This window comes from Halobacillus sp. B23F22_5 (assembly GCF_043497085.1).
Lineage (GTDB): Bacteria > Bacillota > Bacilli > Bacillales > Halobacillaceae > Thalassobacillus.
Genome location: NZ_JBIEKI010000001.1, coordinates 77,550 through 101,169, shown reverse-complemented (window position 1 = coordinate 101,169; position 23,620 = coordinate 77,550). Strand labels below are relative to the sequence as shown.

The following is a 23,620-nucleotide window of genomic DNA, read 5'->3' as shown; positions in this document are numbered from 1 at the left end:
CATAATTTTTTATAATTTCCTAGACTACAAAAAAAGAGCTGACATAACAGTCAACTCTCTTTAGTAGAAACTTTAATCTGCACTGTATACACTGCGTACGACATTTGTCTGGGAACGATCTGGACCTACAGAGAAAATCGATAATGGAATACCAGTTAACTGGGAAATACGTTCCACATAATGGCGGGCGTTGGCCGGAAGCTCGTGAAGACTTTTCACTCCTGTGATGTCCTCTTCCCAGCCTGGCATTTCTTCATAGACAGGCTCACATTCCGCCAGTACTTTCAAGCTTGCCGGGAACTCTTCTATAATCTCACCTTGGTAGCGATAGGCTGTACAGATTTTCAACGTTTCAATACCTGTTAATACATCAATCGAATTCAAAGATAAATCTGTCAGACCACTAACACGGCGGGCATGACGTACTACCACACTATCAAACCAGCCCACTCTTCGTGGCCGGCCAGTGGTTGTACCGTACTCCCGTCCTACTTCACGGATCTGTTCACCAGTTTCATCTTTAAGCTCCGTAGGAAACGGTCCATCACCGACACGGGTTGTATATGCTTTTGAAACACCAACGACATGCTTGATTTTAGTAGGACCGACACCAGAACCGATGGTCACCCCACCCGCAATCGGGTTAGAAGAAGTAACAAACGGATAGGTACCCTGGTCGATATCGAGCATTACCCCTTGAGCCCCTTCAAACAAAACACGGCGACCTTCATCAAGGTTATCATTCAGTACTTTGGAAGTATCGCAGACATACTGCTTAATCTGCTGACCATACTCGTAATACTCTTCGAGGATATCTTCTACATTGATTCCCTCTGTTTCATACAACTTCTCAAAATGACGATTCTTTTCTTCCAGGTTTAGCGCAAGCTTTTCATGAAAAGCATCCTTATCCATTAAATCTGCGATACGAATGCCGACACGGGCCGCTTTATCCATATAAGCAGGGCCTATTCCTTTTTTGGTTGTCCCGATTTTGTTGGCGCCTTTTTCTTCTTCCTGTAACTCATCTAACTTTAGATGATATGGAAGAATTACATGAGCACGATTACTGATTCGCAGATTATTCGTTGATACACCCTTATCGTGTAAATATTCCAGTTCAGTTATCAGTGCTTTTGGATCGATTACCATTCCATTTCCTAACACACAAACTTTATCTTCAAAGAAAATTCCAGATGGGATCAGATGCAATTTATACGTCACACCATCAAACTTAATTGTATGACCCGCATTATTACCGCCTTGATAACGAGCAACTACTTCGGCGTTTTGTGATAAAAAGTCCGTAATTTTACCTTTTCCTTCATCTCCCCATTGGGTTCCTACTACAACTACTGAAGACATAAGGCACCTCCGCCAATCATTAAATTTATTGTTATATTTTCTTTAGACAATCGTAAGTTTACCAATAGAATAGGGATTAGTCAATGCAATAACCGAACATTAAATATACATTAAAAATATTCGTTCGTGATTTTACTTAAACATTATGACACTTTTTGACATAAGCCCGCTATATAATAGCTATCTAAGTACAGGTTTTTATTGGTCAAATACAGGATTTATTGACTGATTTTTAAATATAATGGCTAAATATCCGATTAATTGGCTTTTTTCACTCGATATTGGCTATATCGTAAATATATGCTTATTGGATGATTATGGTAAACTATTGGAAAGATACAACTAAGGGGGAGGAAGAAATGAAGTTCAGAAATGCCACTCCTGATGATTCAGAAAGCATCGCCCATGTTCAGGTTTCCACCTGGAGATCGACATATAAAGAGATAGTCCCTGGATCATTCCTTGAAAACTTATCCATCGAAGAACGGAAAAACAGATGGACTAAAATGGTAGAGGACCCGGGTTACCTGATTTATGTAGCGGAAGATAAGAAAGATGGAATCGTAGGATTTATCAGCGGTGGAAAAGAACGAGAAGGCCATCCATTTTATACAGGGGAAGTTTACGCAATTTATATTCTGAGTGCTTATCAACGTCAGGGAATAGGAAAAGCAATTCTCCTTCAACTGCTGCAAAAACTGCGTGCTCACGGCCATTCTTCGCTGTTAATCTGGGCTTTAAGGGATAACCCTTCCCGACCATTCTATGAAGCTATCGGAGGAATCCCAGTAGCAGAACAAACGCTTACCTTAGCAGGCGAAGACTTGATTGAAATCGCGTATGGGTGGAAGGACCTGTCTAAGCTTCTTTTCCACTTGCAACAAAAAGAAAAAGAGTAAGTCCAGCAGCTTTTTACAGCTTGGACTTACCCTTTAATCAGGCTGGCGGTATATCGCTCTCCTGGTAACGGTGATCAAGATCCACGAACTTATTATATTGTTTTACAAATGCAAGCTCTACCGTACCGACCGGGCCGTTACGCTGTTTAGCAAGAATGATTTCGATGTTATTATTCTCTGATTCTTGTTCATAATAGTCTTCACGATATAAGAAACCAACGATATCGGCATCCTGCTCGATACTTCCTGATTCACGAAGGTCAGACATCATTGGCCGTTTGTCCTGACGCGATTCTACCCCACGGGAAAGCTGGGATAAAGCGATTAAGGGCACATTCAGTTCACGGGCTAGTCCTTTTAAGGACCTGGAAATCTCGGAAACTTCCTGCTGCCTGTTTTCTTTGGAATTGGCACTCCCCTGAATCAACTGGAGATAGTCGATCAATATCATCCCTAGCCCATTCTCTTGTTTCAGACGCCGGCATTTCGACCGGATATCACTGACCCGGATACCTGGTGTATCGTCAATGTATATACCTGCGTTAGACAAACTTCCCATCGCCATCGTCAGCTTGCCCCAATCTTCCGCTTCAAGACTTCCGGTACGGAGCCGCTGGGCATCAATATTACCTTCTGCACAAAGCATACGGGACACAAGCTGATCCGCTCCCATCTCAAGGCTGAAAATCGCTACGTTTTCCTCTGTATTGATCGCAACATTTTGAGCGATATTCAACGCAAATGCCGTCTTACCCATAGAAGGGCGGGCAGCGACGATGATTAAATCATTCCGCTGGAAACCGGAGGTGATTTTATCTAAATCACGGTAACCCGTAGGAATACCGGTCACACCTTCCGAATTATTGTGGAGCTGTTCGATATTATCATAAACATCGATTAAGACATCCTTGATGTTCTTGAATGCTCCCGAGTTTTTCCGTTGGGAAACGTCAAGAATGTTCTTTTCAGCATCATTCAGGACACTATCGACATCTTCTTCATCCGAATAGCCGGTAGTTACGATATCTGTCGCTGTTTTTATCAATCGTCTCAGTATCGCTTTTTCATCGACGATCCGAGCGTAGTATTCAATATTAGCAGCAGTCGGGACGGAGTTTGCCAAATCACTCAGATAAGAGACACCGCCGACTTCCTCCAGCACTTTGGCATTGGATAGGGCGGTTGTCACGGTAACAAGATCAATCGGTTCCCCTCTGTCCGATAAAGTTAACATCACTTCAAAGATACGCTGGTGGCTTGCCCGGTAAAAATCATCCGGCAAAAGCTTTTCTGCTGCACTCGACATAGCTTCAGGCTCTAAAAAGATCGCACCGAGGACCGCCTGCTCGGCTTCGACGTTATGAGGCGGGGTGCGATCGTTCCATAATTCACTCACATGCTGTTCCTCCCTTTAGAAGAAAAAAAGGATGGCATTATTGTTCTTCCACGTGCACCTTGATCGTACCTGTAACTTCCGGATGGAGCTTTACAGGAACATTGGTATAACCAAGGGTGCGAATCGGGTTATCTAATTCGATTTTACGTTTATCGATTTTGATTTTGTGGGTCTTCTTCAGTTCATCAGCAATTTGCTTGCTCGTAATCGAACCGAATAGACGTCCGCCATCACCGGATTTAGCTGTTAATTTCACTTCCAGACCAGCTAGTGTTTCCTTCAGCTTTTCTGCTTCTTCTAATTCTTGCTGTTCAAGTTGCTTCTCTTTATTTTTCTTTGCTTTTAGTTCTTTCATGTTGCCAGGAGTCGCTTCTTTAGCCAGATTATTTTTCAACAGATAGTTACGTGCGTAACCATCAGAGACATTTTTCACTTCGCCTTTTTTACCTTTCCCTTTTACGTCTTCTGTAAAAATAACCTTCATTCTGATGTTCCCCCTTCAAAATATTCATCAATGATATCCTGTAACAATGCCTTTGCATCGCTTATGGTGGTATCTTCAAGTTGAGTAGCGGCGTTTGTCAGGTGACCACCGCCGTTCATGCGTTCCATGACCACCTGCACGTTGACATCTCCAAGCGAGCGGGCACTGATACCGATACGGCCATCTTTTCGTTCCGATATGACAAAGGAAGCAACGACACCACTCATTGTCAGTAAGGTATCTGCCGCTTGCGCAATCAATACTGGACCATAAGACTCACCTTCATTTCCAGTAGCGATGGCGATTCCATCTCTATAAATCGATGCTCGTTCAATCAATTGACTGCGGCGCACGTAGACATTTAAGTCTTCTTTCATGAACTTCTGTACCAGGACGGTATCCGCACCTTTGGAACGCAGATAGGAAGCAGCATCAAACGTACGCGATCCAGTACGCAAGGTAAAGCTCTTGGTATCGACAATAATTCCTGACAGCAAGGCTGTGGCTTCCAGCATTGAAAGCTTCAGTTTCTTCGGCTGGTACTCCAATAATTCCGTCACTAATTCAGCAGTAGAGGAAGCATAAGGCTCCATATAGACAAGAGTCGGATCAGAAATGAACTCTTCCGCTCTGCGATGGTGGTCGATCACTACCACATGCTCTGTCTTACTCAAGAGTTTTTCTTCTACTACCATCGAAGGCTTATGGGTGTCGACCACTACAAGCAGGGTCTCATTCGTGACCACATCCATGGCATCTTCCCGTGATATAAACTTCGCCCATAGTTCCTCATCATCTTTCACTTCTTCAATCATTTTATCGACGCCTGTATCGATTTCATCTTCATCCATTACGATATGGCCTTCCTTATCATTCGCCTGGGCAATCTTCAAAATCCCGATTGCCGCACCGACAGCATCCATATCAGGTGCTTTATGTCCCATAATTAAAACACGGTCACTTTCCTTGACCAATTCTTTCAAAGCATGGGAAATGACCCTGGCACGTACACGTGTACGCTTTTCCATCGGGTTTGTTTTTCCGCCATAGAAACGGACTTTCCCCGTATCATCCTTGATAGCAACCTGGTCACCGCCTCGACCCAAAGCAAGATCAAGACTTGACTGGGCCAATTCCCCTAGTTCAGGCAAACTGACAGGGCCGACGCCAATTCCATAACTCAACGTCAACGGGACATTTTGATTGGAAATCAATTCCCGTACTTCATCCAATATCTCAAACTTGGATTTCTCCAATTGATACAGGATCTCTTGATTCATCACTGCTAAAAAGCGTTCTTGCGATGTTCTCTTTAGATAAATCCCATATTCGTTCGACCACTTATTGAGAATGGAGGTAACCTGTGAGTTAAGATGACTTTTAGCAGTGTCATCCATACCCTGCGTAATTTCTTCATAGTTGTCCAGAAATATGATCGATAACACCGTCTGTTCATTTTGATAAAGATGCTGGATCTCGGTCTGCTTCGTACGGTCGAATAAGTATAGCAGGCGTTCATCTTTTTTGATAAAAACCTGGAACTCATAGTCTTTTATAGTGATCCATGCTTCCTTTTTATCTTCTTTAATACAAGTGATCAAGTCGTCAGATAAATCCTGGAGCGATTGACCAACCAATGTCTCTTCATCACCGGCAAAATCATTCATATAAGGATTCGTCCATTCCACGCGATATTCCTCACTGAACAGAACGATCCCCAGTGGCATCTCTAATAACGCTTCCTCGCCGACTTTTTTCACCCGGTAGGAAAGCGTGGTGATGTATTCCTCGGTTTCATTGATCATGTTCTGTTCTGCCCGGACTGTATAATAAATGGAGGCAGTCAGGAGCAGGGTCATCAATAAACCGAGCGACCATTGGTAATACCAAATAAAAGCAAGCAAAACGATGGACAGCGAATAAATGATCCAAAAGTGTCTGCTTATCTTTGGTTTTTTAACTAATTTCGTCATGAATGTCAGCTCCTACAATCAATATCCACGCATTCATTTATCTTCTTTCAAGCGATTACGCAACGAAAATCCTAAATCAATTATACCTAAGATTCTTACAAGATAAAGCAGAACTGTTGGTAAAAGTATGGTTAAAATAATAGTAACAACAGGGATAGCTTTGGAAAGCTTCTTTACATGGGTGTAGTAGAAAATAAAAGCAAATCCCTGGAGGGCAATCAATAAGCCGGTGACAATAAAAATGTTAATTGCTGCCAGATATACCATACTTTCTGAATCGGTATTGATCCACGTGAAAATCATACCAAAAAAATAGTACCATAATATTGAAGTCGGTAATTTAAAGTCTCTGAATTTAGCGAACTTCAGTTTCTTTTGTTCCATACGATTCACAATTTTATAACTCAGTAACTGGCTGATGAACGCCAGTCCTAGTGCCATGATCGCGAATAGGCTTGGTATGATATCAGGAAATTGATTCACTTGCTCTTGAAGTGCCTGCATTTGCTCTTCCGTAGCTTCATTTTCACCGAGAAAGCTGCTCATCATTCCCTCTGTCATCGCAAAGGATTCATCCAGCATCGTGTTGATTTCATCGATCCAATTGACCCCAAATAACATTTGAGTCACCAGAAAGACAGATACTAAACCTAATAGAAATCCGACGGTCCCAACAGCCAGCGTTTCATATGCTGAACGCTCTTTATTGAGGGACATACCGGTAAATAGTCCTCCTACTCCGGCCATCAGGGTAATTGGCAAGGAATAAATCGTTGCTACCAACAAAGAAAGTATGACAGCAGTTAACACCATGAAAATACCTGGTTTTAAACCATGACGATAACTATATATGATAAAAGGAACAGGTAAAGCAAAAAATACCAATATTCCTACAAACGGGACAAAAACGTTTATCAATAACATTATCAGATAAACACCGGTCATTAAAGCCCCATCTGTAATTTGTTTGGACCCCATCATTTTCCATGACACTCCATTCTCTCTCTACAAACAGTTATATTCTATATCTTTTGATGTACATCCCCGTGATTAAAGTACCCTTTCATTCTAACACGTTTCTTCTTATTACAATAACTAAATACACAATTACTCGTTAGCTCGCATTTCGGTTTAACCTAAAACTATTTCCATTGCCTTTGCTGTGAATTTAATAGTTTGATAAGATTAGTCCAACCCAAAACTCAGAGGAGGAGAACCATGCGGACAGATTATCATGTACATATGCATGAGACAGGCGATTTTTCAACGGAATATTTAAAAGAATATCTTGCTAAAGCTCAAAAAGAAGGAATTGAGGAATTAGGAATATCCGAACATGCTTATTTCTTTAATGAAACGAAGAATATTATATCCAACCCCTGGATAGATAACCGTCGCGGTCTTGATTTTAAAGAGTACCAGGCTTTATTTGCCAAGGCGAAAGACGAGGGACTCTCTGTGAAAATGGGAATTGAGATGGACTATACGCCAGGTAAAGAAGCTGAAATGGAAGCATTCATTGAAGCTCATCCTTTTGATTATGTCATCGGTTCTGTCCATTGGATTGGCGATTGGGGAATCGACCTGGCTACTTTCCGTGAAGAATACGAAAAGCGGGATATCAAAGAAGCATACCGTCAATATTTCGACCAGGTCGTCACGCTTGCTGAATCGAAATTATTTGATTTTGTCGGCCATATCGATTTGATTAAAATATTTTCTTATTGGCCGGACGATAAAGACTTCCTGCACGAACAATATGACCGGGCAGTTAAGGCACTCGCAGAGTCAGGAACCTGTATTGAAATAAGTACAGCCGGTCTTAGAAAACCTGTGGGAGAAATTTACCCGGACCCTGTATTATTGAAAAAATGCTACGAAGCCGGGGTAGGGATCGTTTTATGCTCGGATGCTCATAAACCGGACCATATCGGCTATAAATATGACAAATCTATCGAACTGGCACGCTGGGCCGGTTATGAGGAAGTTCATGTTTTTTCTCAGCGTTCTTCTAAAACTGTTCCATTAGACTAAAAAATACCCACCAAAGAGGAGATGGGTATCCTCCAAGGTGGGTATTTTTTATAATTGTAAACTATGGACTTGTCGAACTTCCTCCATTTGGCTGATTTTATTGGTACAAGCCTCCTCGAGCGGCTTATCGACAGTCAAAACCATCACCGCGTGTCCGCCGAGATCTGTACGTCCAACCTGCATGGTTGCTATATTAATATCATCTTCAGCTAATAAATTACCGACTTTACCAATGGCCCCTGGCTTATCATGGTGGCGTATGACTACAAGGTTTCCCGCAGGCAGTACATCGACAGAATATTGGTCGAGCTTTACAATCCGAGGCCCAAGCCCGTTCAATAACGTCCCAGAAACTGACCTTGTCTCTTCATTGGTCTGGATTTCTACGGTAATCAGGTTAGTGAATCCACGGGAGTGGGTAGTCTTTTGTTCATTTATGATAATTCCTCGTTCATCAGCTGCCATAAATGCATTAACCTCATTAATCCGCGACCCCAGATGAAGCCGTAGAATTCCCTTCACCGTATTTCTTGTCAGTGGATTGGTTTGGTGGTCTACCAATTCACCGGCATAATAAATATTGATTTTTTCTAATACTCCCCTGGTCAAACGTGATATAAATTGGCCCAGCTTCTCTGACAAAGTGAAATACGGAGCCAGTTGATCCATAACTTCTTCCGAAACAGAGGCGATATTCACCGGGTTACGAGCATTACCATCACGCAAAATATGAACGATGTCCTTACTGACGTCAACAGCGACATTTTCCTGAGCTTCAATCGTACTGGCACCTAAATGAGGCGTAGCAATGACTTCATCCAATTCCAGCAGCTTATGGCCGATTGCTGGTTCTTCTTCGAATACATCCAGAGCAGCACCGGCGATCTGCTTTTCTATAAGTGCATCATAAAGGGCATCTTCGTCTATGATACCGCCCCGTGAACAGTTGATAATCCTCGCTGAAGGCTTCATCAGCTGGAAGGCCTCCCGGTCGATCATATGTCTCGTTTCTTCCATCAAAGGTGTATGGAGCGTAATAAAGTCAGCTGTTTGTAGCACGTCTTCTACACTACCGTAATCGACACCCATTTTTTCGGCTTTTTCTTTTGTCAGGAAGGGATCATAGGCAATAACATTCATACGCTGACCTTTCGCACGGCGGGCTACCTCTGCTCCAATCCTGCCAAGACCGATGATACCAAGGGTCTTATCTTTCAGTTCGACCCCAATCATCGCTTTTCGTTCCCATTTATCTTTACGTAACAGGTTGTAGGCCTGAGGTATATTGCGAGCTAAAGACATAAGCATTGCCATCGTATGTTCGGCAGCAGAGATGGTATTGCCATCTGGAGCATTGACGACAATCACTCCATGCTCGGTTGCTGCATCCAAATCGATATTATCCACCCCGACGCCTGCACGGCCAATCACTTTCAAGTTAGGCGCCGCTTCGACAATTTCCCGGGAAATACGCGTTTGACTTCGGACAATCAAAGCGTCCACATTGTTCACTTTTTCCAAAAGTTCTTCCTGCTGCATCCCCGGGGTATTGATGACCTCGATATCCTCTGCATTCTTCAATGGTGTGAGGCCCTCTTCACTTAGGGGGTCACAAATCAACACACGAAAACTCATTTGCCTGTCTCCTTTCATACCTGTACCGAATTTCCCTTCAGTAATTTCCATCACTAAAGTGAATAATATTTTCTATCCTAACAAACCCTCCCTATTTGTCAATCTATTCAAACAATTACTAACACTTTCTAAGCGCTTACATTGTTTTCATTGCACCACTTAATATTTTATTTTAAAAATCCCCCACCGATGCCGTCGGTGATAGTATCGAATTCATAAGAGGCTTTTTCAATTAAAGGACCGAAAAGTCGAAGACTTGATTTCGAGATATTGTTGGAATTAGGGACTCCGGGAAACGATTCGCTTTCCGTGGGCGTGTGCTGAGTCTCCTCAGGCTTCGCCTTGCGGGGCCTCATCTATCACTCAACTCCCACAGGACTTTGAATTTTCATCCTGACTTAACCCACGCACGAAGGAAATGCGTAGCATTTTCGAGGAGTCTCACCGTTTCCCTACGCCCCTTGCCATAATAGGAAATTCTCGAAATCACACTTATGGAAATCGACCATGATAGAAAGAAGACTTTGGCGCCCTTATATCCTTTTTAAATGCGTCAACATGAAGGTTTCAACTACATTCTTACTCTTTTTGAAGGGTTCGTTTATTACAACTGGTTGGATGGGAAGGGAAACGGCGAGACTCCCGCGGGAGAAGGATCTAGGCGAGATCCCACAGGGCTTTAGCCCGAGGAAGCTTGCCTGGTCCCCCGCAGGAAAGCGAGTCGTTTCTCGAACCATCCCATTACTCTTATGGTAACGGGCCCCACTATCTCGAAACTGAGTTTTCAACCAAAGGGAGCTTAACTGTAAGATGAACCATGAGATTTTTACAGAGAAAAAAATAAAAAACCTCTGACAGAAGGATGGATCCTTCGTCAGAGGTTTTGAATGCTTACTCGGTTACGTATGGCAATAGAGCCATCGTACGAGCACGCTTGATTGCTTTAGTCAATTTACGTTGATACTTAGCAGAAGTTCCAGTTACACGGCGAGGAAGAATTTTTCCACGCTCAGAAACGAAACGTCTTAGCAAGTCAACATCTTTATAATCGATGTGTGTAATTCCGTTCGATGTGAAGAAACACACTTTTCTGCGCTTTGCGCGACCGCGACGTGCCATGTGACATTCCCTCCTTACTTGATTTTAGAATGGTAAATCATCGTCTGATATATCTATTGGTTCCCCATTATCTGCGAATGGGTCATCATTTCGGTTGTTATTGTTGTTTTGATTGTTTTGGTTTGCACCAAAGTCATTTTGACGAGGATTCTGATTTTGCTGGAATCCAGATGAACCTTGTCCTCCTCCTTGAGAAGAACCTTTGGTTTCCAGGAACTGTACGCTGTCTGCCACAACTTCTGTGACAAATACACGCTTTCCTTCCTGGTTTTCAAAACTCCGGGATTGCAATCTTCCATCGACACCTACGAGGCTTCCTTTGTTCATGAAGTTCGCGAGGTTCTCGGCAGCGCGTCTCCAAACGACACAGTTGATGAAGTCAGCGTCACGATCACCTTGCTGGTTGGAAAAAGGACGATTGACCGCGATGGTGAAGTTGGCAACTGCCACCCCGTTTGGTGTATAGCGTAGGTCCGGATCCCTCGTTAATCTGCCGACTAATACGACACGATTTAACATCAGAATCACTCCTTATTGATCATCTTCGCGTACAGCAATATGACGGATAATATCATCAGAGAACTTCGCTTGACGATCGAACTCATTGATAGCGTCACGATCACCTTTGAAGTTGATGGTTACATAGATACCGTCACGGTAGTCGTTGATTTCATAAGCAAGACGACGCTTGCCTAGCTCTTCAACTTTTTCAACCTCCGCGCCATTATCAGTAAGGATGCCGTTAAAACGCTCAACTAGTGAACTTTTAGCTTCCTCCTCGATGTTTGGGCGGATGATGTACATGATTTCATAATTTCTCATCCGTTTTCACCTCCTTGTGGACTTAGCGGCTCCTTCACTTGAAAGGAGCAAGGAGTAATTTATCGTTAATTACTCACAATGTTGTATTATACCAAACGATCTTTCAAAAAACAACAGTGTTTAACGTGGGAAACGGAATCTACGCTTATACATTGAAACGGAAGTGGATGACATCGCCATCTTTGACGAGATATTCTTTCCCTTCGAGACGGACTTTTCCTTTTTCACGTGCAGCTCCCATGGATCCTGCTTCAACAAGATCTTCGTAGGATACGGTCTCTGCACGGATGAAACCTCGCTCAAAATCAGTATGAATGATACCGGCTGCCTGTGGTGCTTTCATCCCAAGGGTAAATGTCCAGGCACGTACCTCCTGCTCACCAGCTGTGAAATAGGTTGCCAGTCCAAGTAAATTGTAGGTAGCCTTGATCAATTGATCCAAACCGGATTCAGCAATTCCAAGATCATCAAGGAACTCCTGCTTTTCTTCGCCATCAAGCTCGGCAATCTCAGATTCTATTTTTGCACAGACAACGATTACTTCTGCATTTTCATTAGCAGCATATTCGCGGATTTTTTCTACTTGAGGATTGTCTGCATCGGTGCCTATTTCGTCTTCACTGACATTGGCCACATATAGGATAGGTTTGATGGTCAGTAGATGAAGACCTTTGACGATTTTCAATTGCTCGTCTGTAAAATCGACAGCGCGGGCAGGCTGTTCCTCTTCAAATGCGTCTTTCAATTTTGATAATACATCATATTCTGCTACCGCTTCTTTATCTTTTTGACGTGCCATCTTTGCAACACGGTCCATACGCTTCGAAACGGTTTCTAAATCAGCGAGGATCAGTTCTAAATTGATTGTTTCGATGTCACTGATTGGATCAACCTGTCCGGATACGTGCGTAATATTCTCATCCTGAAAGGCCCGCACAACGTGACAGATGGCATCTACCTGGCGAATATGGGAAAGAAATTGGTTTCCTAATCCTTCGCCTTTACTCGCACCTTTGACAATACCTGCGATATCCGTGAACTCAAAAGCCGTCGGTATGGTTTTTTTCGGTTTGACAAGCTCAGTAAGTTTATCAAGACGAGCGTCAGGTACCTCCACGATGCCAACATTCGGATCTATAGTACAAAACGGGTAATTGGCAGACTCTGCGCCTGCTTGTGTAATTGCGTTGAACAATGTAGATTTGCCTACGTTGGGCAAACCTACGATTCCAGCTGTTAATGCCATAAAAGACTTTCACTCCTTAAGGGTTTGCATACATGTACGTTAGTCATCCCAATTATAAGTTACTGCCTGTCTAAAACACAAGTGGCATAAAAATAGAAAACAAGGGTGAGGACAACCCTTGTTTTTGAAAATTCATCGCTTAATAATGTAATTTTTTGAGACAGTTAACTATGAAATTTTCTTTATTCGGTATCCGCTCTTTCCAATACACGTTTCATCTTCGTTTCAAAACGGCGGCGGGGGAGTAAGGCGCTATGGTCGCAGCCCATGCATTTGATTCGGATATCAGCACCCATTCGGATGATTTTCCAGCGATTCTCCCCACATGGATGGGGTTTTTTCATCTCAACAACATCATTCAATTGAAAATCTTTCTTAGCCATGGCCCTTCTTCCTCCATTCCATTATACGTTTTGTTCTGATTCAGCTTCATGCCTGGAATACATGACAAGTCTTGGGAAAGGTATTTCAATTCCTTTCTCATCCAGTCGATTTTTAATTTCTTTTCGGATGGCACGGCCTACAGCCCAATGTTCCATCGGGTATGTTTCCGCAATCACCCGCATCTGCACATCAGATGCTGCTAAATTTTGAATACCTAGCAATTCTGGTGTTGTAATCATCATTTCATACTTATCAGGCAGCTCTTCCAGGAGTTCAGCGATCACTTTTTCTGCCTGGTCGATATCTTCTTCGTAAGCGATGCTGACATCCACCACCGCTATACTATTATGAATGGAATAGTTTGTCACCTGAGTAATAGCTCCATTAGGTATAATATGAAGCTCTCCTGTCCAGCTTTTTATTTTGGAAGTACGGAGCCCGATTTCTTCCACAAAACCTTCAATGCCGGAAATTCGCACAAAGTCGCCGACAGAAAATTGATCTTCGAATATGATGAAGAAACCGGTGATTACATCTCGCACAAGGTTTTGTGCACCAAAACCAATAGCCAGCCCCGCAACCCCTGCCCCTGCAAGTAATGCGCCGATGTTGAACCCAAATGTTTCCAGTATCATCATGAGCGCATATAAGTAGACAATATAGGTCAATGTGTTTTCTACCAGTTTGACTAGGGTTGCTTCCCGTCTTTTTGGGATACTGAAAGGTCCTCGTCTTTTTTCACTGAAGTATTTAAGGACAATTTTTTTAGCAACTTTTATAATCGTTAAGGAAACGAGTACAATCATGATAATCCGAAACAAACCTTTAGCCATGGTTATCCAGACATCTGGCTGCATGATATAGTCCTGTAGTGCGTCCCATTGCTCAACAAAAAATTCCACAGCGAACCTCCTGCATATAAAAACTTTTGTTAGTTAAATAATCATGTCTCCATTTTATAGCGATTCACGATCGGATACAACAAAAGTGATGACAGGACATATAAATTCAAAATTCCATAGAGAGGGTATAAGTATTCAATCAATGTAGAAAATCCGAAAGACGTGAAAGGAAGCATGAAAGCGACAGCCATCATTGCAAGGATCCATAATGGGACATCCAGTAACTTCCGAAATCTCGTAATCAACCCGAACACGCCCGACGCCGCAGTGGTAAAAATAGCTATCCAGAGCAACGAGGACATGAAAATCAGCATTTCAAAAGGATAGCCCTTTAAAATAGCAAATAAGGGGATTTCATACAATAAGATTTCTTCAGATATTTGAATCAGACTATTGTTATACAAATAAGAAATCGATCCAAGTACTACTCCGCTGCCGATACTGGCGACCCAAATCTCATTCTTTTTCTGCATCTGATTACCGATTGCCCCTAGTACCGCAATAAGTGGCAGGATGTTCAAAGCTGTAAACGGAAAGGCTGCCATCCAATTGCTCGTCTCATGGATATGGGAAAACAAGGTCAATTTCTGATCAATCGTGAATAATAACAATACGAGGAACAAACCCATGATCAAAAGTGGAAGAATGAAGCTATTAATGGAAACGATGCCTTTGACATCCCAAATGAAAATCAAAATAAGTGGAACGACAATTGCCAGTACACCAAATCGGTAGGAAAAATGGAAAGCCTGCCAGGTAGCTCCGCTTCCCGCAAGCATCACAACGGTAGTTGTAAATAAATAAAGAATGATCATCCAGTCATAAACCCCTGTCAGATGCTTCCCGACGATCACCCGGAGAACCGGTAAATAGTGACTTGATTTCTTTTCATAACTGATGGATAAGATCACATAGCAGCAAATTGTAAAAAGAATAGAAAATAAAACAATGGCCAGTCCACTTTCATGACCAAAAAATTGCCAAAGTTCACGACCAGAGGCATACCCCGCACCTATCATTGTTCCAATGATCAAAAACATCCACTTGCCGCCTGATTTCCACATATAGTAGCTCCTCCACATTCTAAGTTTTTGTGTATATGTATAGAAAAGTAAAAACTTTTATATACTAATACCAATATGTATTTGGAGGAAAAGCTATGAATCTTCGGGAAAGGTTTTTACATAAAGAAACACGCCATCTTTATTCAGATCCGTTAGTTGTGCCGGAAATGAGTGAGCGTCTGTTGGATCTGCTTCCTCAGGAGAGAAAAATAGTTGTAGTCTGTATCGGAACGGACCGTTCTACCGGAGACTCCTTCGGTCCTCTTGCAGGTTCGATGATTACCGACCAGAATCCGAAGCATTTTTCTGTATATGGTACGCTGGCTAACCCCGTACATGCATTGAACCTTAAAGATACCATCCAGGAAATCCACAGCAGTTATACCCGTCCATTTATCATCGCGATCGATGCTTGTCTTGGAAAGAACTCTTCCATCGGGATTATTACGGTTTCAAAGGGTGCTTTGGCACCTGGAGCGGCAATGAAAAAAGACCTTCCTAAAGTAGGAGATATTTCTATCAGCGGAATTGTCAATGTGGGGGGATTCATGGAATATTTTGTCCTTCAAAACACCAGGCTTCATACTGTCATCGAGATGGCCTCTCAGGTTTCCCAAGCCTTTCACCGGGTGGACCTTGAGTTGCAGCTGCGCGACAGAAAAAAGCCCGCCTTTCGCAATATTTCCACAAACTAAACAAAAAATCACCCGGAACTCTATCTGTCAGGGTGATTTTTATGGGGTAATCATCCACCAGGTTGAATTTAACCCTTTTACTTACTCGTTCTTGAGACGTTCTATAATATCTTCATAGGGAAGCATTACCATCAGTTCCTCACGGATGATTTGCTCCCGTATTTGTTCCACTAATTGTTGCTGTTCCTTATTTATAGCTGCCATATCCCACTTTTTATGGAACACGGTATAGAGTTCAAAATCGCGCAGTTTCAAAAACAAGGGGATTTTTGCAATCCATTCCGGCTCTATTTGATGCTCCTTTTGATAACCTTTCAGGAAATGGTAGAGAAATGCTTCGCCAAACCTGGAGCGAACCTCTAAACTTTCCTTTCTATACTTCCACCAGGTTGAGTAATAAAGCGGGATAGCGATATCACTAATATACCAATGGTATGTGCTGTCATCGAAATCAAACACATGGATTTCACCTTCGTTGTAAAAGAAGTTCCCTGGATGGATATCTGAATGGATGAGACCGAAGTTTTCCGGGTTCTCCGGCAAAGTTTTTATTTCTTTGACAAGCTCTATTCCCTTGGTAATAATTTCTGCATTCCGGGCACGATTAAGGTAAAGCTCAAAGTCTAGTAAGTCATCTTGATCCCATCGGTCTCTTCTCCCGCTGTCCAATACGAAACCTTTGGTGACACGGTGCAATTTCCCTACGGTTTCTCCCCAGGTTTCAAACAATGCAGGCTCAAAGAGAGCCTCATCTACTTTCACCATTCTGCCTGGTGCTTTATCAAATAAACAGACAAAAAAAGAAGTTTCACCTGTCTTGATTTCTTCCACAAGACGTCCTGACATTGACTCATGAACCATCGAAACATTTACATCATTATCATGTAAATAATTAATCCACTGCAATTCTCCCTCTAATTCCGATTGACTGCGGTGAGAAGAATGGGTCAAACGTAATATATAAGGGATTCCATCTTTGTAGACTTCAAAAACATAGTTTTCAAAACCTCCAAGGTTTTTCGTTTTTGTCGGATCAATCCCATATTTCCCAGCCCCCTCTGCGAGCAAGTCATCCGTGAATAACTCTTCAATCCATCGCTCCACCTTAACACCTCTTTCTTCCTTCTCTTAACAGCTATTATTTATATTCCAGCTATTTCTCTTCATACCTCTTCATTACGAAAGAATATTTTAGAAAGTGGAGCAGATAAATGTATGGCTTCCCTTAGAAAAGCTTAGCGATATAGAGAATGAACCCGACAGTCAACAACGCTGGTAATAGGTTTGCGACGCGTATTTTCGTTAAGTTCAACAGATTTAATCCGATGGCCACAATCATCAGTCCACCCGTCGCTGTCATTTCAACGATGAAAGCATCAAGCATTTCTTGAGGAATCCACCTGTTAATTTGGGTAGCAGACAACGCTATACCACCTTGGTACAACACAACAGGAATGACAGAAAAGACCACACCAAAGCCCAGGGTTGTGGTCAAAACGAGAGCGACAAATCCATCGATAATAGCTTTTGTAACCAATACTTCATGATCGCCGCGCAATCCCCCATCTAAAGCACCGATGACAGACATAGCACCAATGACAAAAATCAGGGAAGCTGTAATAAAACCTTGAGCGACAGTAGAGGATGAGCCTGGTTTTGCCACCTTGCTCTCAATCCATTTGCCTAAGTTTTCCAGTTTCGTTTCTAAATGTGTTCCTTCCCCTATGATTGCGCCTGAAAGCAGGCTCAACAATACAACGACTATGTTCTCTGTTTGAAAACCCATTTGCAGCCCAATGAGAATGACGGCCAAACCGATTCCTTGCATAATCGTTTCTTTATAACGTTCCGGTATTTTGGTGAAAAATAACCCTAGTAACGTGCCTGCTATGATACATATTCCATTCACGATTGTTCCATATAACACCATAACTACATCTCCATATACCCGGTTCTTATTTCTTCAATCGCCTGGACAAAACGGTCGATTTCTTCTTCCGTATTATAGGGACCGATACTTGCCCTGACTGCTCCTTGTTCGGTTGTATCATAAAACTGGTGAGAAGTTGGACTGCAATGCAATCCAGCCCTGACTGCGATCTGGTAATGAGAATCTAGGACCATAGCGATTTCCTGAGAGGAAATATCTCCAATATTGAATGAAACTACAGGCATCCGCTCTACTTCCGGACCAGGTCCATAAACAATGACATCCTTTATCCCAAGCAGTCCGTTCATCAATTTTTGTGTCAGGTAAGTTTCACGTGAAACAAGTCCATTCAATTCTTCCAGTGCGGCCTTCCAGCCAGCTATTCCCGGAGTATTCAGTGTGCCGCTTTCATATTTTTCAGGCCAATGATCCGGCTGTTTCGGAAGCTCTGAAAAACTCCCTGTACCTCCATAAAAGAGAGGTTCTAATTCTACTTCCCCTTCTACCAGTAAGGCTCCAGTACCCTGTGGCCCAAGCAGCCTTTTGTGTCCCGGAAACGCCAGCATGTCTATGCCTAGCTCTTTCATATGTATCGGAAAGTGTCCCGCCGTTTGAGACGCATCCACCAGGACTTTGCTGCCTGTCCCTTTGATAATTTCTATCATCGATTTCAACGGGGCTATTTCGCCCGTAATATTAGAAGCATGAGAAACAATGACCAGCTTGGTTTCAGGGCGAATGGACGCATATAAGCCTTCAATCAACTTTTCAGAACTTCCGCTTAAATAAGTGACCTCGATCCCTTTCTCATCTTTCAAGTATTCCAATGGACGCCGTACCGAATTATGTTCAAACATCGTCGTAATCACATGATCGCCTTCCATTAATGGTAAGCCCTGGATCGCCTGGTTTAATGCTGTCGTGGCATTGGAAAAGAAAACAACCTTTCTAGGATCACTTGCCCCAAACTGTTGAGCTAAAAGCTTTCTAGTCGTCTGAATGGTATTCGCAGCACGATCAGCTAACGCATGAGTGCCACGACCCGGGTTGGCTCCGTACTCGTTCACAGCTTCCATCATTGCCTCTGCAACAGCTGAAGGCTTGGGGAAGGAGGACGCTGCCTGATCCAAATAAATCATTTGTCTACCTCCTGCTAAAAAAACCTGGTTAAGTCATTGTATTAACCAGGTCATTGCTATTTACTTCGTTTCAAACATTTCTAAGATCCGGTTCAAATCATCATCTGTGAAAAATTCTATTTCAATTTTACCTTTCCGTTTTCCCCGATGAATGGTCACACCAGTTCCTAATTGATCGCGTAATGCAGCTTCCTGTTCTTGCAGAAAAATATCTTTTTTCTTATGACTGCGATCTTTTTCTTTCTTTTTTTGATTGTTTTCATTCAATTGAGTGATCAATAATTCTACTTGTCTGACATTCATAATATCCGCCTGGATTTTTTCAGCGATAGGTACTAACTTTTCCTTATCCTTCAATCCCAGTAAAGCCCGTCCATGCCCCATGGATAACTTTCCTTCGTTGATCCATGCGATGATCGGCTCTGGCAGGCTCAATAACCGGACCAAATTGGCTATATGGGAACGACTTTTCCCCAGCCGCTTCGCAAGAGTTTCCTGGGTTATACCTAACTCGTTGATCAGTTGCTTATACGCCTCCGCTTCTTCAATAGGCGACAAATCTTCTCGTTGTAAATTCTCCAATAATGCCAACTCCATCATTTGTTCATCTGTCAATTCCCTGATGACAGCGGGCACCTTGGCCAACCCAGCTGCTTTAGCAGCACGGTACCTTCGTTCCCCGACAACAATTTCATATCCTTTGATGCTTTTACGGACAATCAAAGGCTGCAGGATGCCATGTTCTTCAATGGATGCCTGGAGCTCCTGAATGGCCTTCGAATCAAACCTCTTCCGGGGTTGATACGGGTTGGGACGGCATTGCTTGACAGACACTTCCTGGATGCTTTCTTCTTCCCCGTCTTTCACCTCCGTGAAAAACGCGTCGAGCCCTTTACCTAACCCTCTCGCCATTAGCAATCACTTCCTTTGCCAATTCTAAATATACTTCCGCGCCGCGAGACTTCGGATCATATAGTATGATAGGTTGTCCATGACTTGGTGCTTCGCTTAAGCGGACGTTACGCGGAATGATAGAACTATATACTTTCTCCTGAAAGTACTTCTTCACTTCTTCAATCACCTGGATGCCAAGATTAGTTCGAGCATCAAGCATGGTGAGCAGAACCCCATCAATCATCAAATCTTTATTTAAATGTTTTTGTACTAATCTTACTGTATTCAATAACTGACTTAACCCTTCCAATGCGTAATACTCGCATTGCACTGGGATGATGACGGAATCGGAAGCGGTCAGGGAATTTATCGTCAAAAGTCCTAAGGAAGGCGGACAATCGATAATAATATAATCATATTCACTTTTCACGTCATCTAAAGCTTGTTTGAGCCGTACCTCTCTCGATATGGTCGGTACCAGCTCAATTTCAGCTCCAGCTAATTGAATGGTTGCAGGAATGACATCGAGATTTTCGACCAACGTAGAGGTTCGGATATCTTTTGCCTCTTGATCTTCGATTAATATATTGTAAATACATTGATCGACATCTCCTTTATTAACCCCCACTCCACTTGTCGCATTGCCCTGGGGATCGATATCGACCAAAAGCACCTTATGATTCAGATATGCGAGACACGCACTAAGGTTGACAGCTGTCGTCGTTTTTCCTACGCCACCCTTTTGATTGGCAATGGCGATTGTTCTTCCCATGATGTCACCTACCTACTTCTCGATATATCAAACAACACAGGCCGAAGGGTTAATCGCACCTGTTCGTAAAAATCTCTAAAGAGTCAACATCTATTCTATCACTTTTTTATATATTCTGACTTCGAATTTATAAAATCCACGGGGAATAACTAGATTCCCTTATCATATGAGAGCAACTTCACGCCCAAGTGATAAAGCTTTTTATTAAAAAATCCCCATCTTTCCAAACAGAAGATGGGAATAAAAAGATTATTTCTGATTTTTCTTCGGTATTTTTATCGTGATCTGGTAATAATCATCATGATCCTGTTCGTCTGTTTCTAAATTGATTCCAGTATCATTCACCATATTCAACGATTGGCGAATCGTATTCATTGCAATACGGATATCTTTATTGACGCCTTTCATCCGTGGCTTCTTCTTCGGTTTCTTCTCTTCTGTTTCTTTTTTGATACGCTCTTCCGTTTGCTTGACGTTCAGTTGTTTTTCAATAATTTCGTGCAGGATTTTTTCTTGCAGTTCAGGATTGTTTTTAACAGCAATCAACGCACGTGCATGGCGTTCTGTTATCTCTTTATCCATGATAGCCTGCTGAACCACTTCAGGGAGCTTAAGTAATCGCATCTTATTGGCAATCGTCGATTGGCTTTTCCCAAGACGTTGAGCAAGTGCTTCCTGTGTCAACTCATGGATTTCAATCAAACGTGCATACGCCGCTGCTTCTTCAATGACTGATAACTCTTCCCGTTGAAGGTTTTCAATCAAAGCAACGGATGCCGTCTCTGCATCATTCATTTCTCTAAGTATCGCAGGGACATCTTCCCAACCTAAAGATTGCACAGCTCTCCACCGTCGTTCCCCGGCAATCAATTCATAATTTTCTTCATCCAGACGTCGGACGACGATTGGCTGAATCATGCCATGGGTATGGATGGTCTGTGCCAGTTCAGCTATTTTTTCCGCATTAAAAACAGCCCTTGGCTGATACCGGTTCGGCTGTACACGGTTGACTGGAATGTGGACGACCTCATCCGCATGATATTCTTTTTCATCTAAAGCCTCTGCTTCGGGTTCCGAATCAGAATCTGGTTTATCTCCCAGGCCAAATAAGCGACTGAAAGGATGTAACATGTTCAGACACCACCTTTTTGCGAGCAGCACACTCAAGTATTGGTTCGTTCCACGTGAAACAATGACTGATTATAGAAAAAAGCGCTGCAGAATCGGAAGACTGCTGCGCACGAGTATGCCTTTTCATTTCTTTCCCTATTTTATCATAATTATCTATTAAAAAGTATCACCACGAATCATAATTTACAAATTTAATAGCTTGATAGAAACCATTTTATATAAAAAACTCTGTGTTCCACTTATTCTTTTTTTATACGATAAATCCATTTTCCTTCATTGCTTATCACAGCAGCAATACGCTAAGACCCGGGGCGATCATAGAGACGATGACAGCGCTCAGTACCATGGCGATCGTACTTATAGATCCCTCCAGATCGTCGCGTTCCATGGATGTCGCCGTACCGATGGCATGGGAAGCACTGCCCATACCCACACCTCGCCCAATATAATGGGTGAGACGGAAAGAGCGCCAAACAAACGGATGGATCAATACACCCCCTATGCCGGCGATCATGACAAACACCGCTGCCAAAGGCATGGCGCCACCGGTCGTTTCTGCGATGGCCATGGCGACTGGAGTGGTGACGGATTTGGGGACGATCGAGTTAATAATTAACTCACTGAATCCTGCCCACTTGCTGAGGAGAAGTCCAGAAGTAATACCGACGACAGCACCGATAAACGTTCCCGTCACAACCGGAAGCAGCATTCTTTTTAAAATGTCCCGATACTGATAGAGCGGGTAAGCTAACCCTACGACCGCAGGACCAAGTAAATGGTCAATCAACTGGCCACCGATCATGTAGGTTTCATAGGATATTTGAAATACAAGCAGAATAACGATCGTCACGAGCGTAGAAGAAATGATCGGGACAGTGTAGATATAACGAAACTTTTTATAGACATTAACGGATCCCCAATATATGAGTATCGTTGCAACAATGACGGCGAGTCCGATAATGAAATTACTCATAGGACCCCTCCTTTTTCTGTACCATTATTTGTGCGATGGCTCCTGACAATCCCATGACGAGCATCGTGCTTAACATCCCGATGGCAATCAGAAGTATGCCTTTTCCTTTGAAAATATAGGCATAGCTGATGACGCCTACGGTTGCCGGAATGAAGAAGAACGGAAGATGGGTGATCATGAATCCCGCTCCTTGTTGTATCCAGCGTTCCGATACTACTTTAAAGGAAAGGAGCACGAAAAGGAGGATGAGCCCTATGACACTGCCCGGGATGAACAGGTTTAGCATCTTCTGAATTGCTGATCCCAACCAGTACAGGAAGTATAGACCGATGAATTGTACGATGATAGTAACTGCTTTATTCATGATGAACCCTTTCTTTTTATATTATTCGCTCAGTATATCATCTGGTGGATGTATCGACTATTCCAGACGCTTTTTTAAATATCTTCCGGTTTGATTTTACAGTTAAGCTCCCTTTTGCTGAAGACTCAGTTTCGAGACAAATGAGGCCGTTACGATGAGAAGAATGGGATGGTCCGGAGGGGAACGGCGAGACTCCTGCGGGATGAAAATGACAGATGAGACCCCGGAAGACGAAGTCTGAGTAGGCTCAGCGCATGCCCGCGGAAAGGGAGTCGTTCCCCACAGGACCTTTATTCAGATAAACATCTCGAAATCGAGTCTTCCATAATTCGGCCCTTTTGTTGAATAAGCCTCTTATGGAAAATCAACAACTGCGTTTAACAGAGTCAAAATAAAAAC

The 23,620-nt window shown here is 42.8% G+C and carries 24 protein-coding genes; 3 read left to right on the top strand and 21 right to left on the bottom strand.

Annotated features, from left to right (window positions below):
* Nucleotides 1-72 precede the first annotated feature (72 nt).
* Nucleotides 73-1,365 carry an adenylosuccinate synthase gene (locus ACGTN9_RS00520; RefSeq protein ID WP_499589477.1) on the bottom strand — a complete coding sequence of 431 codons (1,293 nt, stop codon included), beginning with the start codon at nt 1,363-1,365 and terminating at the stop codon, nt 73-75.
* Nucleotides 1,366-1,724: 359 nt separating this feature from the next.
* Here ACGTN9_RS00520 and ACGTN9_RS00515 point away from each other — a divergent pair, with 359 nt between their 5' ends.
* Entirely contained in the window at nt 1,725-2,264 is a 540-nt protein-coding gene (locus ACGTN9_RS00515) for a GNAT family N-acetyltransferase (RefSeq protein ID WP_499589475.1), read from the top strand.
* A 37-nt stretch (nt 2,265-2,301) separates the two neighbouring features.
* Here the strand turns inward: ACGTN9_RS00515 and dnaB are convergent, their stop codons facing one another.
* The 4 genes from dnaB to ACGTN9_RS00495 are packed head-to-tail and all read right to left on the bottom strand — an operon-like array spanning nt 2,302 to nt 7,110.
* On the bottom strand, nt 2,302-3,660 hold the full coding sequence (dnaB, locus tag ACGTN9_RS00510; RefSeq protein WP_499589473.1) for a replicative DNA helicase: 1,359 nt from the start codon (nt 3,658-3,660) through the stop codon (nt 2,302-2,304).
* A gap of 37 nt (nt 3,661-3,697) precedes the next feature.
* Complete coding sequence (gene rplI / locus ACGTN9_RS00505; RefSeq protein ID WP_028784454.1) at nt 3,698-4,144, bottom strand: 50S ribosomal protein L9; 447 nt, start codon at nt 4,142-4,144, stop codon at nt 3,698-3,700.
* A complete protein-coding gene (locus ACGTN9_RS00500; protein ID WP_499589471.1) occupies nt 4,141-6,117 on the bottom strand; it encodes a DHH family phosphoesterase in 1,977 nt (658 codons plus the stop codon). Before ACGTN9_RS00500 ends, rplI begins: the two co-directional genes overlap by 4 nt.
* Before the next feature lie 33 nt (nt 6,118-6,150).
* Nucleotides 6,151-7,110, bottom strand: coding sequence for a YybS family protein (locus ACGTN9_RS00495; RefSeq protein ID WP_499589469.1), 960 nt, complete (start codon nt 7,108-7,110; stop codon nt 6,151-6,153).
* A gap of 225 nt (nt 7,111-7,335) precedes the next feature.
* Between ACGTN9_RS00495 and ACGTN9_RS00490 the strand changes: the two genes are divergently transcribed.
* Nucleotides 7,336-8,151, top strand: a complete 816-nt coding sequence (locus ACGTN9_RS00490) for a histidinol-phosphatase HisJ family protein (protein WP_499589467.1) — start codon at nt 7,336-7,338, stop codon at nt 8,149-8,151.
* 48 nt (nt 8,152-8,199) lie between these two features.
* Here ACGTN9_RS00490 and serA read toward each other — a convergent pair whose 3' ends face one another.
* From serA to ACGTN9_RS00450, 8 genes are all read right to left on the bottom strand, one after another.
* A complete protein-coding gene (gene serA / locus ACGTN9_RS00485) occupies nt 8,200-9,786 on the bottom strand; it encodes a phosphoglycerate dehydrogenase (RefSeq protein WP_499590475.1) in 1,587 nt (528 codons plus the stop codon).
* Between the two features lie 891 nt (nt 9,787-10,677).
* The gene (gene rpsR, locus ACGTN9_RS00480) at nt 10,678-10,905 is read right to left on the bottom strand and encodes a 30S ribosomal protein S18 (RefSeq protein ID WP_028784459.1); all 228 of its coding nucleotides are present in this window, start codon (nt 10,903-10,905) and stop codon (nt 10,678-10,680) included.
* Between the two features lie 24 nt (nt 10,906-10,929).
* Complete coding sequence (gene ssb, locus ACGTN9_RS00475) at nt 10,930-11,424, bottom strand: single-stranded DNA-binding protein (protein ID WP_499589465.1); 495 nt, start codon at nt 11,422-11,424, stop codon at nt 10,930-10,932.
* 12 nt (nt 11,425-11,436) lie between these two features.
* Nucleotides 11,437-11,727, bottom strand: coding sequence for a 30S ribosomal protein S6 (gene rpsF / locus ACGTN9_RS00470; protein WP_085506616.1), 291 nt, complete (start codon nt 11,725-11,727; stop codon nt 11,437-11,439).
* Between the two features lie 145 nt (nt 11,728-11,872).
* Nucleotides 11,873-12,973 carry a redox-regulated ATPase YchF gene (gene ychF, locus ACGTN9_RS00465; protein WP_499589462.1) on the bottom strand — a complete coding sequence of 367 codons (1,101 nt, stop codon included), beginning with the start codon at nt 12,971-12,973 and terminating at the stop codon, nt 11,873-11,875.
* A 182-nt stretch (nt 12,974-13,155) separates the two neighbouring features.
* Nucleotides 13,156-13,356 carry a DUF951 domain-containing protein gene (locus ACGTN9_RS00460; RefSeq protein WP_093042166.1) on the bottom strand — a complete coding sequence of 67 codons (201 nt, stop codon included), beginning with the start codon at nt 13,354-13,356 and terminating at the stop codon, nt 13,156-13,158.
* Nucleotides 13,357-13,377: 21 nt separating this feature from the next.
* Nucleotides 13,378-14,214: a mechanosensitive ion channel family protein gene (locus ACGTN9_RS00455; protein WP_499590473.1), complete on the bottom strand. Its 837-nt coding sequence runs from the start codon at nt 14,212-14,214 to the stop codon at nt 13,378-13,380.
* 86 nt (nt 14,215-14,300) lie between these two features.
* Entirely contained in the window at nt 14,301-15,323 is a 1,023-nt protein-coding gene (locus ACGTN9_RS00450) for a YkvI family membrane protein (protein WP_499589460.1), read from the bottom strand.
* 95 nt (nt 15,324-15,418) lie between these two features.
* On the opposite strand from ACGTN9_RS00450, the gene yyaC reads away from it, so the two are divergent.
* Entirely contained in the window at nt 15,419-16,018 is a 600-nt protein-coding gene (gene yyaC / locus ACGTN9_RS00445) for a spore protease YyaC (RefSeq protein ID WP_499589458.1), read from the top strand.
* Between the two features lie 81 nt (nt 16,019-16,099).
* Here yyaC and ACGTN9_RS00440 read toward each other — a convergent pair whose 3' ends face one another.
* The 8 genes from ACGTN9_RS00440 to ACGTN9_RS00405 all read right to left on the bottom strand — a co-directional run bounded on the left by ACGTN9_RS00440 (nt 16,100) and on the right by ACGTN9_RS00405 (nt 23,221).
* The gene (locus tag ACGTN9_RS00440; protein WP_499589456.1) at nt 16,100-17,122 is read right to left on the bottom strand and encodes a phosphotransferase enzyme family protein; all 1,023 of its coding nucleotides are present in this window, start codon (nt 17,120-17,122) and stop codon (nt 16,100-16,102) included.
* Between the two features lie 121 nt (nt 17,123-17,243).
* Complete coding sequence (locus ACGTN9_RS00435) at nt 17,244-17,948, bottom strand: DUF554 domain-containing protein (protein WP_499589454.1); 705 nt, start codon at nt 17,946-17,948, stop codon at nt 17,244-17,246.
* 2 nt (nt 17,949-17,950) lie between these two features.
* Nucleotides 17,951-19,087 carry an aminotransferase class V-fold PLP-dependent enzyme gene (locus ACGTN9_RS00430; RefSeq protein ID WP_499589452.1) on the bottom strand — a complete coding sequence of 379 codons (1,137 nt, stop codon included), beginning with the start codon at nt 19,085-19,087 and terminating at the stop codon, nt 17,951-17,953.
* 60 nt (nt 19,088-19,147) lie between these two features.
* On the bottom strand, nt 19,148-19,999 hold the full coding sequence (locus tag ACGTN9_RS00425; protein ID WP_499589450.1) for a ParB/RepB/Spo0J family partition protein: 852 nt from the start codon (nt 19,997-19,999) through the stop codon (nt 19,148-19,150).
* Nucleotides 19,980-20,753 (bottom strand): ParA family protein, encoded by a 774-nt coding sequence (locus ACGTN9_RS00420; protein ID WP_499589448.1) that lies wholly within the window; start codon nt 20,751-20,753, stop codon nt 19,980-19,982. Before ACGTN9_RS00420 ends, ACGTN9_RS00425 begins: the two co-directional genes overlap by 20 nt.
* Nucleotides 20,754-21,002: 249 nt before the next feature.
* A complete protein-coding gene (gene noc / locus ACGTN9_RS00415; RefSeq protein ID WP_499589446.1) occupies nt 21,003-21,884 on the bottom strand; it encodes a nucleoid occlusion protein in 882 nt (293 codons plus the stop codon).
* Nucleotides 21,885-22,167: 283 nt separating this feature from the next.
* Entirely contained in the window at nt 22,168-22,857 is a 690-nt protein-coding gene (locus tag ACGTN9_RS00410; RefSeq protein ID WP_499589444.1) for an LrgB family protein, read from the bottom strand.
* The gene (locus ACGTN9_RS00405; protein WP_499589442.1) at nt 22,850-23,221 is read right to left on the bottom strand and encodes a CidA/LrgA family protein; all 372 of its coding nucleotides are present in this window, start codon (nt 23,219-23,221) and stop codon (nt 22,850-22,852) included. Before ACGTN9_RS00405 ends, ACGTN9_RS00410 begins: the two co-directional genes overlap by 8 nt.
* Between the last annotated feature and the right edge of the window lie 399 nt (nt 23,222-23,620).

Bases quoted from the DNA above. Each gene is read 5' to 3' on its own strand.
- ACGTN9_RS00520 (WP_499589477.1), bottom strand. From the start codon at position 1,365: ATGTCTTCAGTAGTTGTAGTAGGAACCCAATGGGGAGATGAAGGAAAA.
- ACGTN9_RS00515 (WP_499589475.1), top strand. From the start codon at position 1,725: ATGAAGTTCAGAAATGCCACTCCTGATGATTCAGAAAGCATCGCCCAT.
- rplI (WP_028784454.1), bottom strand. From the start codon at position 4,144: ATGAAGGTTATTTTTACAGAAGACGTAAAAGGGAAAGGTAAAAAAGGC.
- ACGTN9_RS00500 (WP_499589471.1), bottom strand. From the start codon at position 6,117: ATGACGAAATTAGTTAAAAAACCAAAGATAAGCAGACACTTTTGGATC.
- ACGTN9_RS00490 (WP_499589467.1), top strand. From the start codon at position 7,336: ATGCGGACAGATTATCATGTACATATGCATGAGACAGGCGATTTTTCA.
- serA (WP_499590475.1), bottom strand. From the start codon at position 9,786: ATGAGTTTTCGTGTGTTGATTTGTGACCCCCTAAGTGAAGAGGGCCTC.
- rpsR (WP_028784459.1), bottom strand. From the start codon at position 10,905: ATGGCACGTCGCGGTCGCGCAAAGCGCAGAAAAGTGTGTTTCTTCACA.
- ssb (WP_499589465.1), bottom strand. From the start codon at position 11,424: ATGTTAAATCGTGTCGTATTAGTCGGCAGATTAACGAGGGATCCGGAC.
- rpsF (WP_085506616.1), bottom strand. From the start codon at position 11,727: ATGAGAAATTATGAAATCATGTACATCATCCGCCCAAACATCGAGGAG.
- ychF (WP_499589462.1), bottom strand. From the start codon at position 12,973: ATGGCATTAACAGCTGGAATCGTAGGTTTGCCCAACGTAGGCAAATCT.
- ACGTN9_RS00460 (WP_093042166.1), bottom strand. From the start codon at position 13,356: ATGGCTAAGAAAGATTTTCAATTGAATGATGTTGTTGAGATGAAAAAA.
- ACGTN9_RS00455 (WP_499590473.1), bottom strand. From the start codon at position 14,214: ATGCAGCCAGATGTCTGGATAACCATGGCTAAAGGTTTGTTTCGGATT.
- ACGTN9_RS00450 (WP_499589460.1), bottom strand. From the start codon at position 15,323: ATGTGGAAATCAGGCGGCAAGTGGATGTTTTTGATCATTGGAACAATG.
- yyaC (WP_499589458.1), top strand. From the start codon at position 15,419: ATGAATCTTCGGGAAAGGTTTTTACATAAAGAAACACGCCATCTTTAT.
- ACGTN9_RS00435 (WP_499589454.1), bottom strand. From the start codon at position 17,948: ATGGTGTTATATGGAACAATCGTGAATGGAATATGTATCATAGCAGGC.
- ACGTN9_RS00430 (WP_499589452.1), bottom strand. From the start codon at position 19,087: ATGATTTATTTGGATCAGGCAGCGTCCTCCTTCCCCAAGCCTTCAGCT.
- ACGTN9_RS00425 (WP_499589450.1), bottom strand. From the start codon at position 19,999: ATGGCGAGAGGGTTAGGTAAAGGGCTCGACGCGTTTTTCACGGAGGTG.
- ACGTN9_RS00420 (WP_499589448.1), bottom strand. From the start codon at position 20,753: ATGGGAAGAACAATCGCCATTGCCAATCAAAAGGGTGGCGTAGGAAAA.
- noc (WP_499589446.1), bottom strand. From the start codon at position 21,884: ATGTTACATCCTTTCAGTCGCTTATTTGGCCTGGGAGATAAACCAGAT.
- ACGTN9_RS00410 (WP_499589444.1), bottom strand. From the start codon at position 22,857: ATGAGTAATTTCATTATCGGACTCGCCGTCATTGTTGCAACGATACTC.
- ACGTN9_RS00405 (WP_499589442.1), bottom strand. From the start codon at position 23,221: ATGAATAAAGCAGTTACTATCATCGTACAATTCATCGGTCTATACTTC.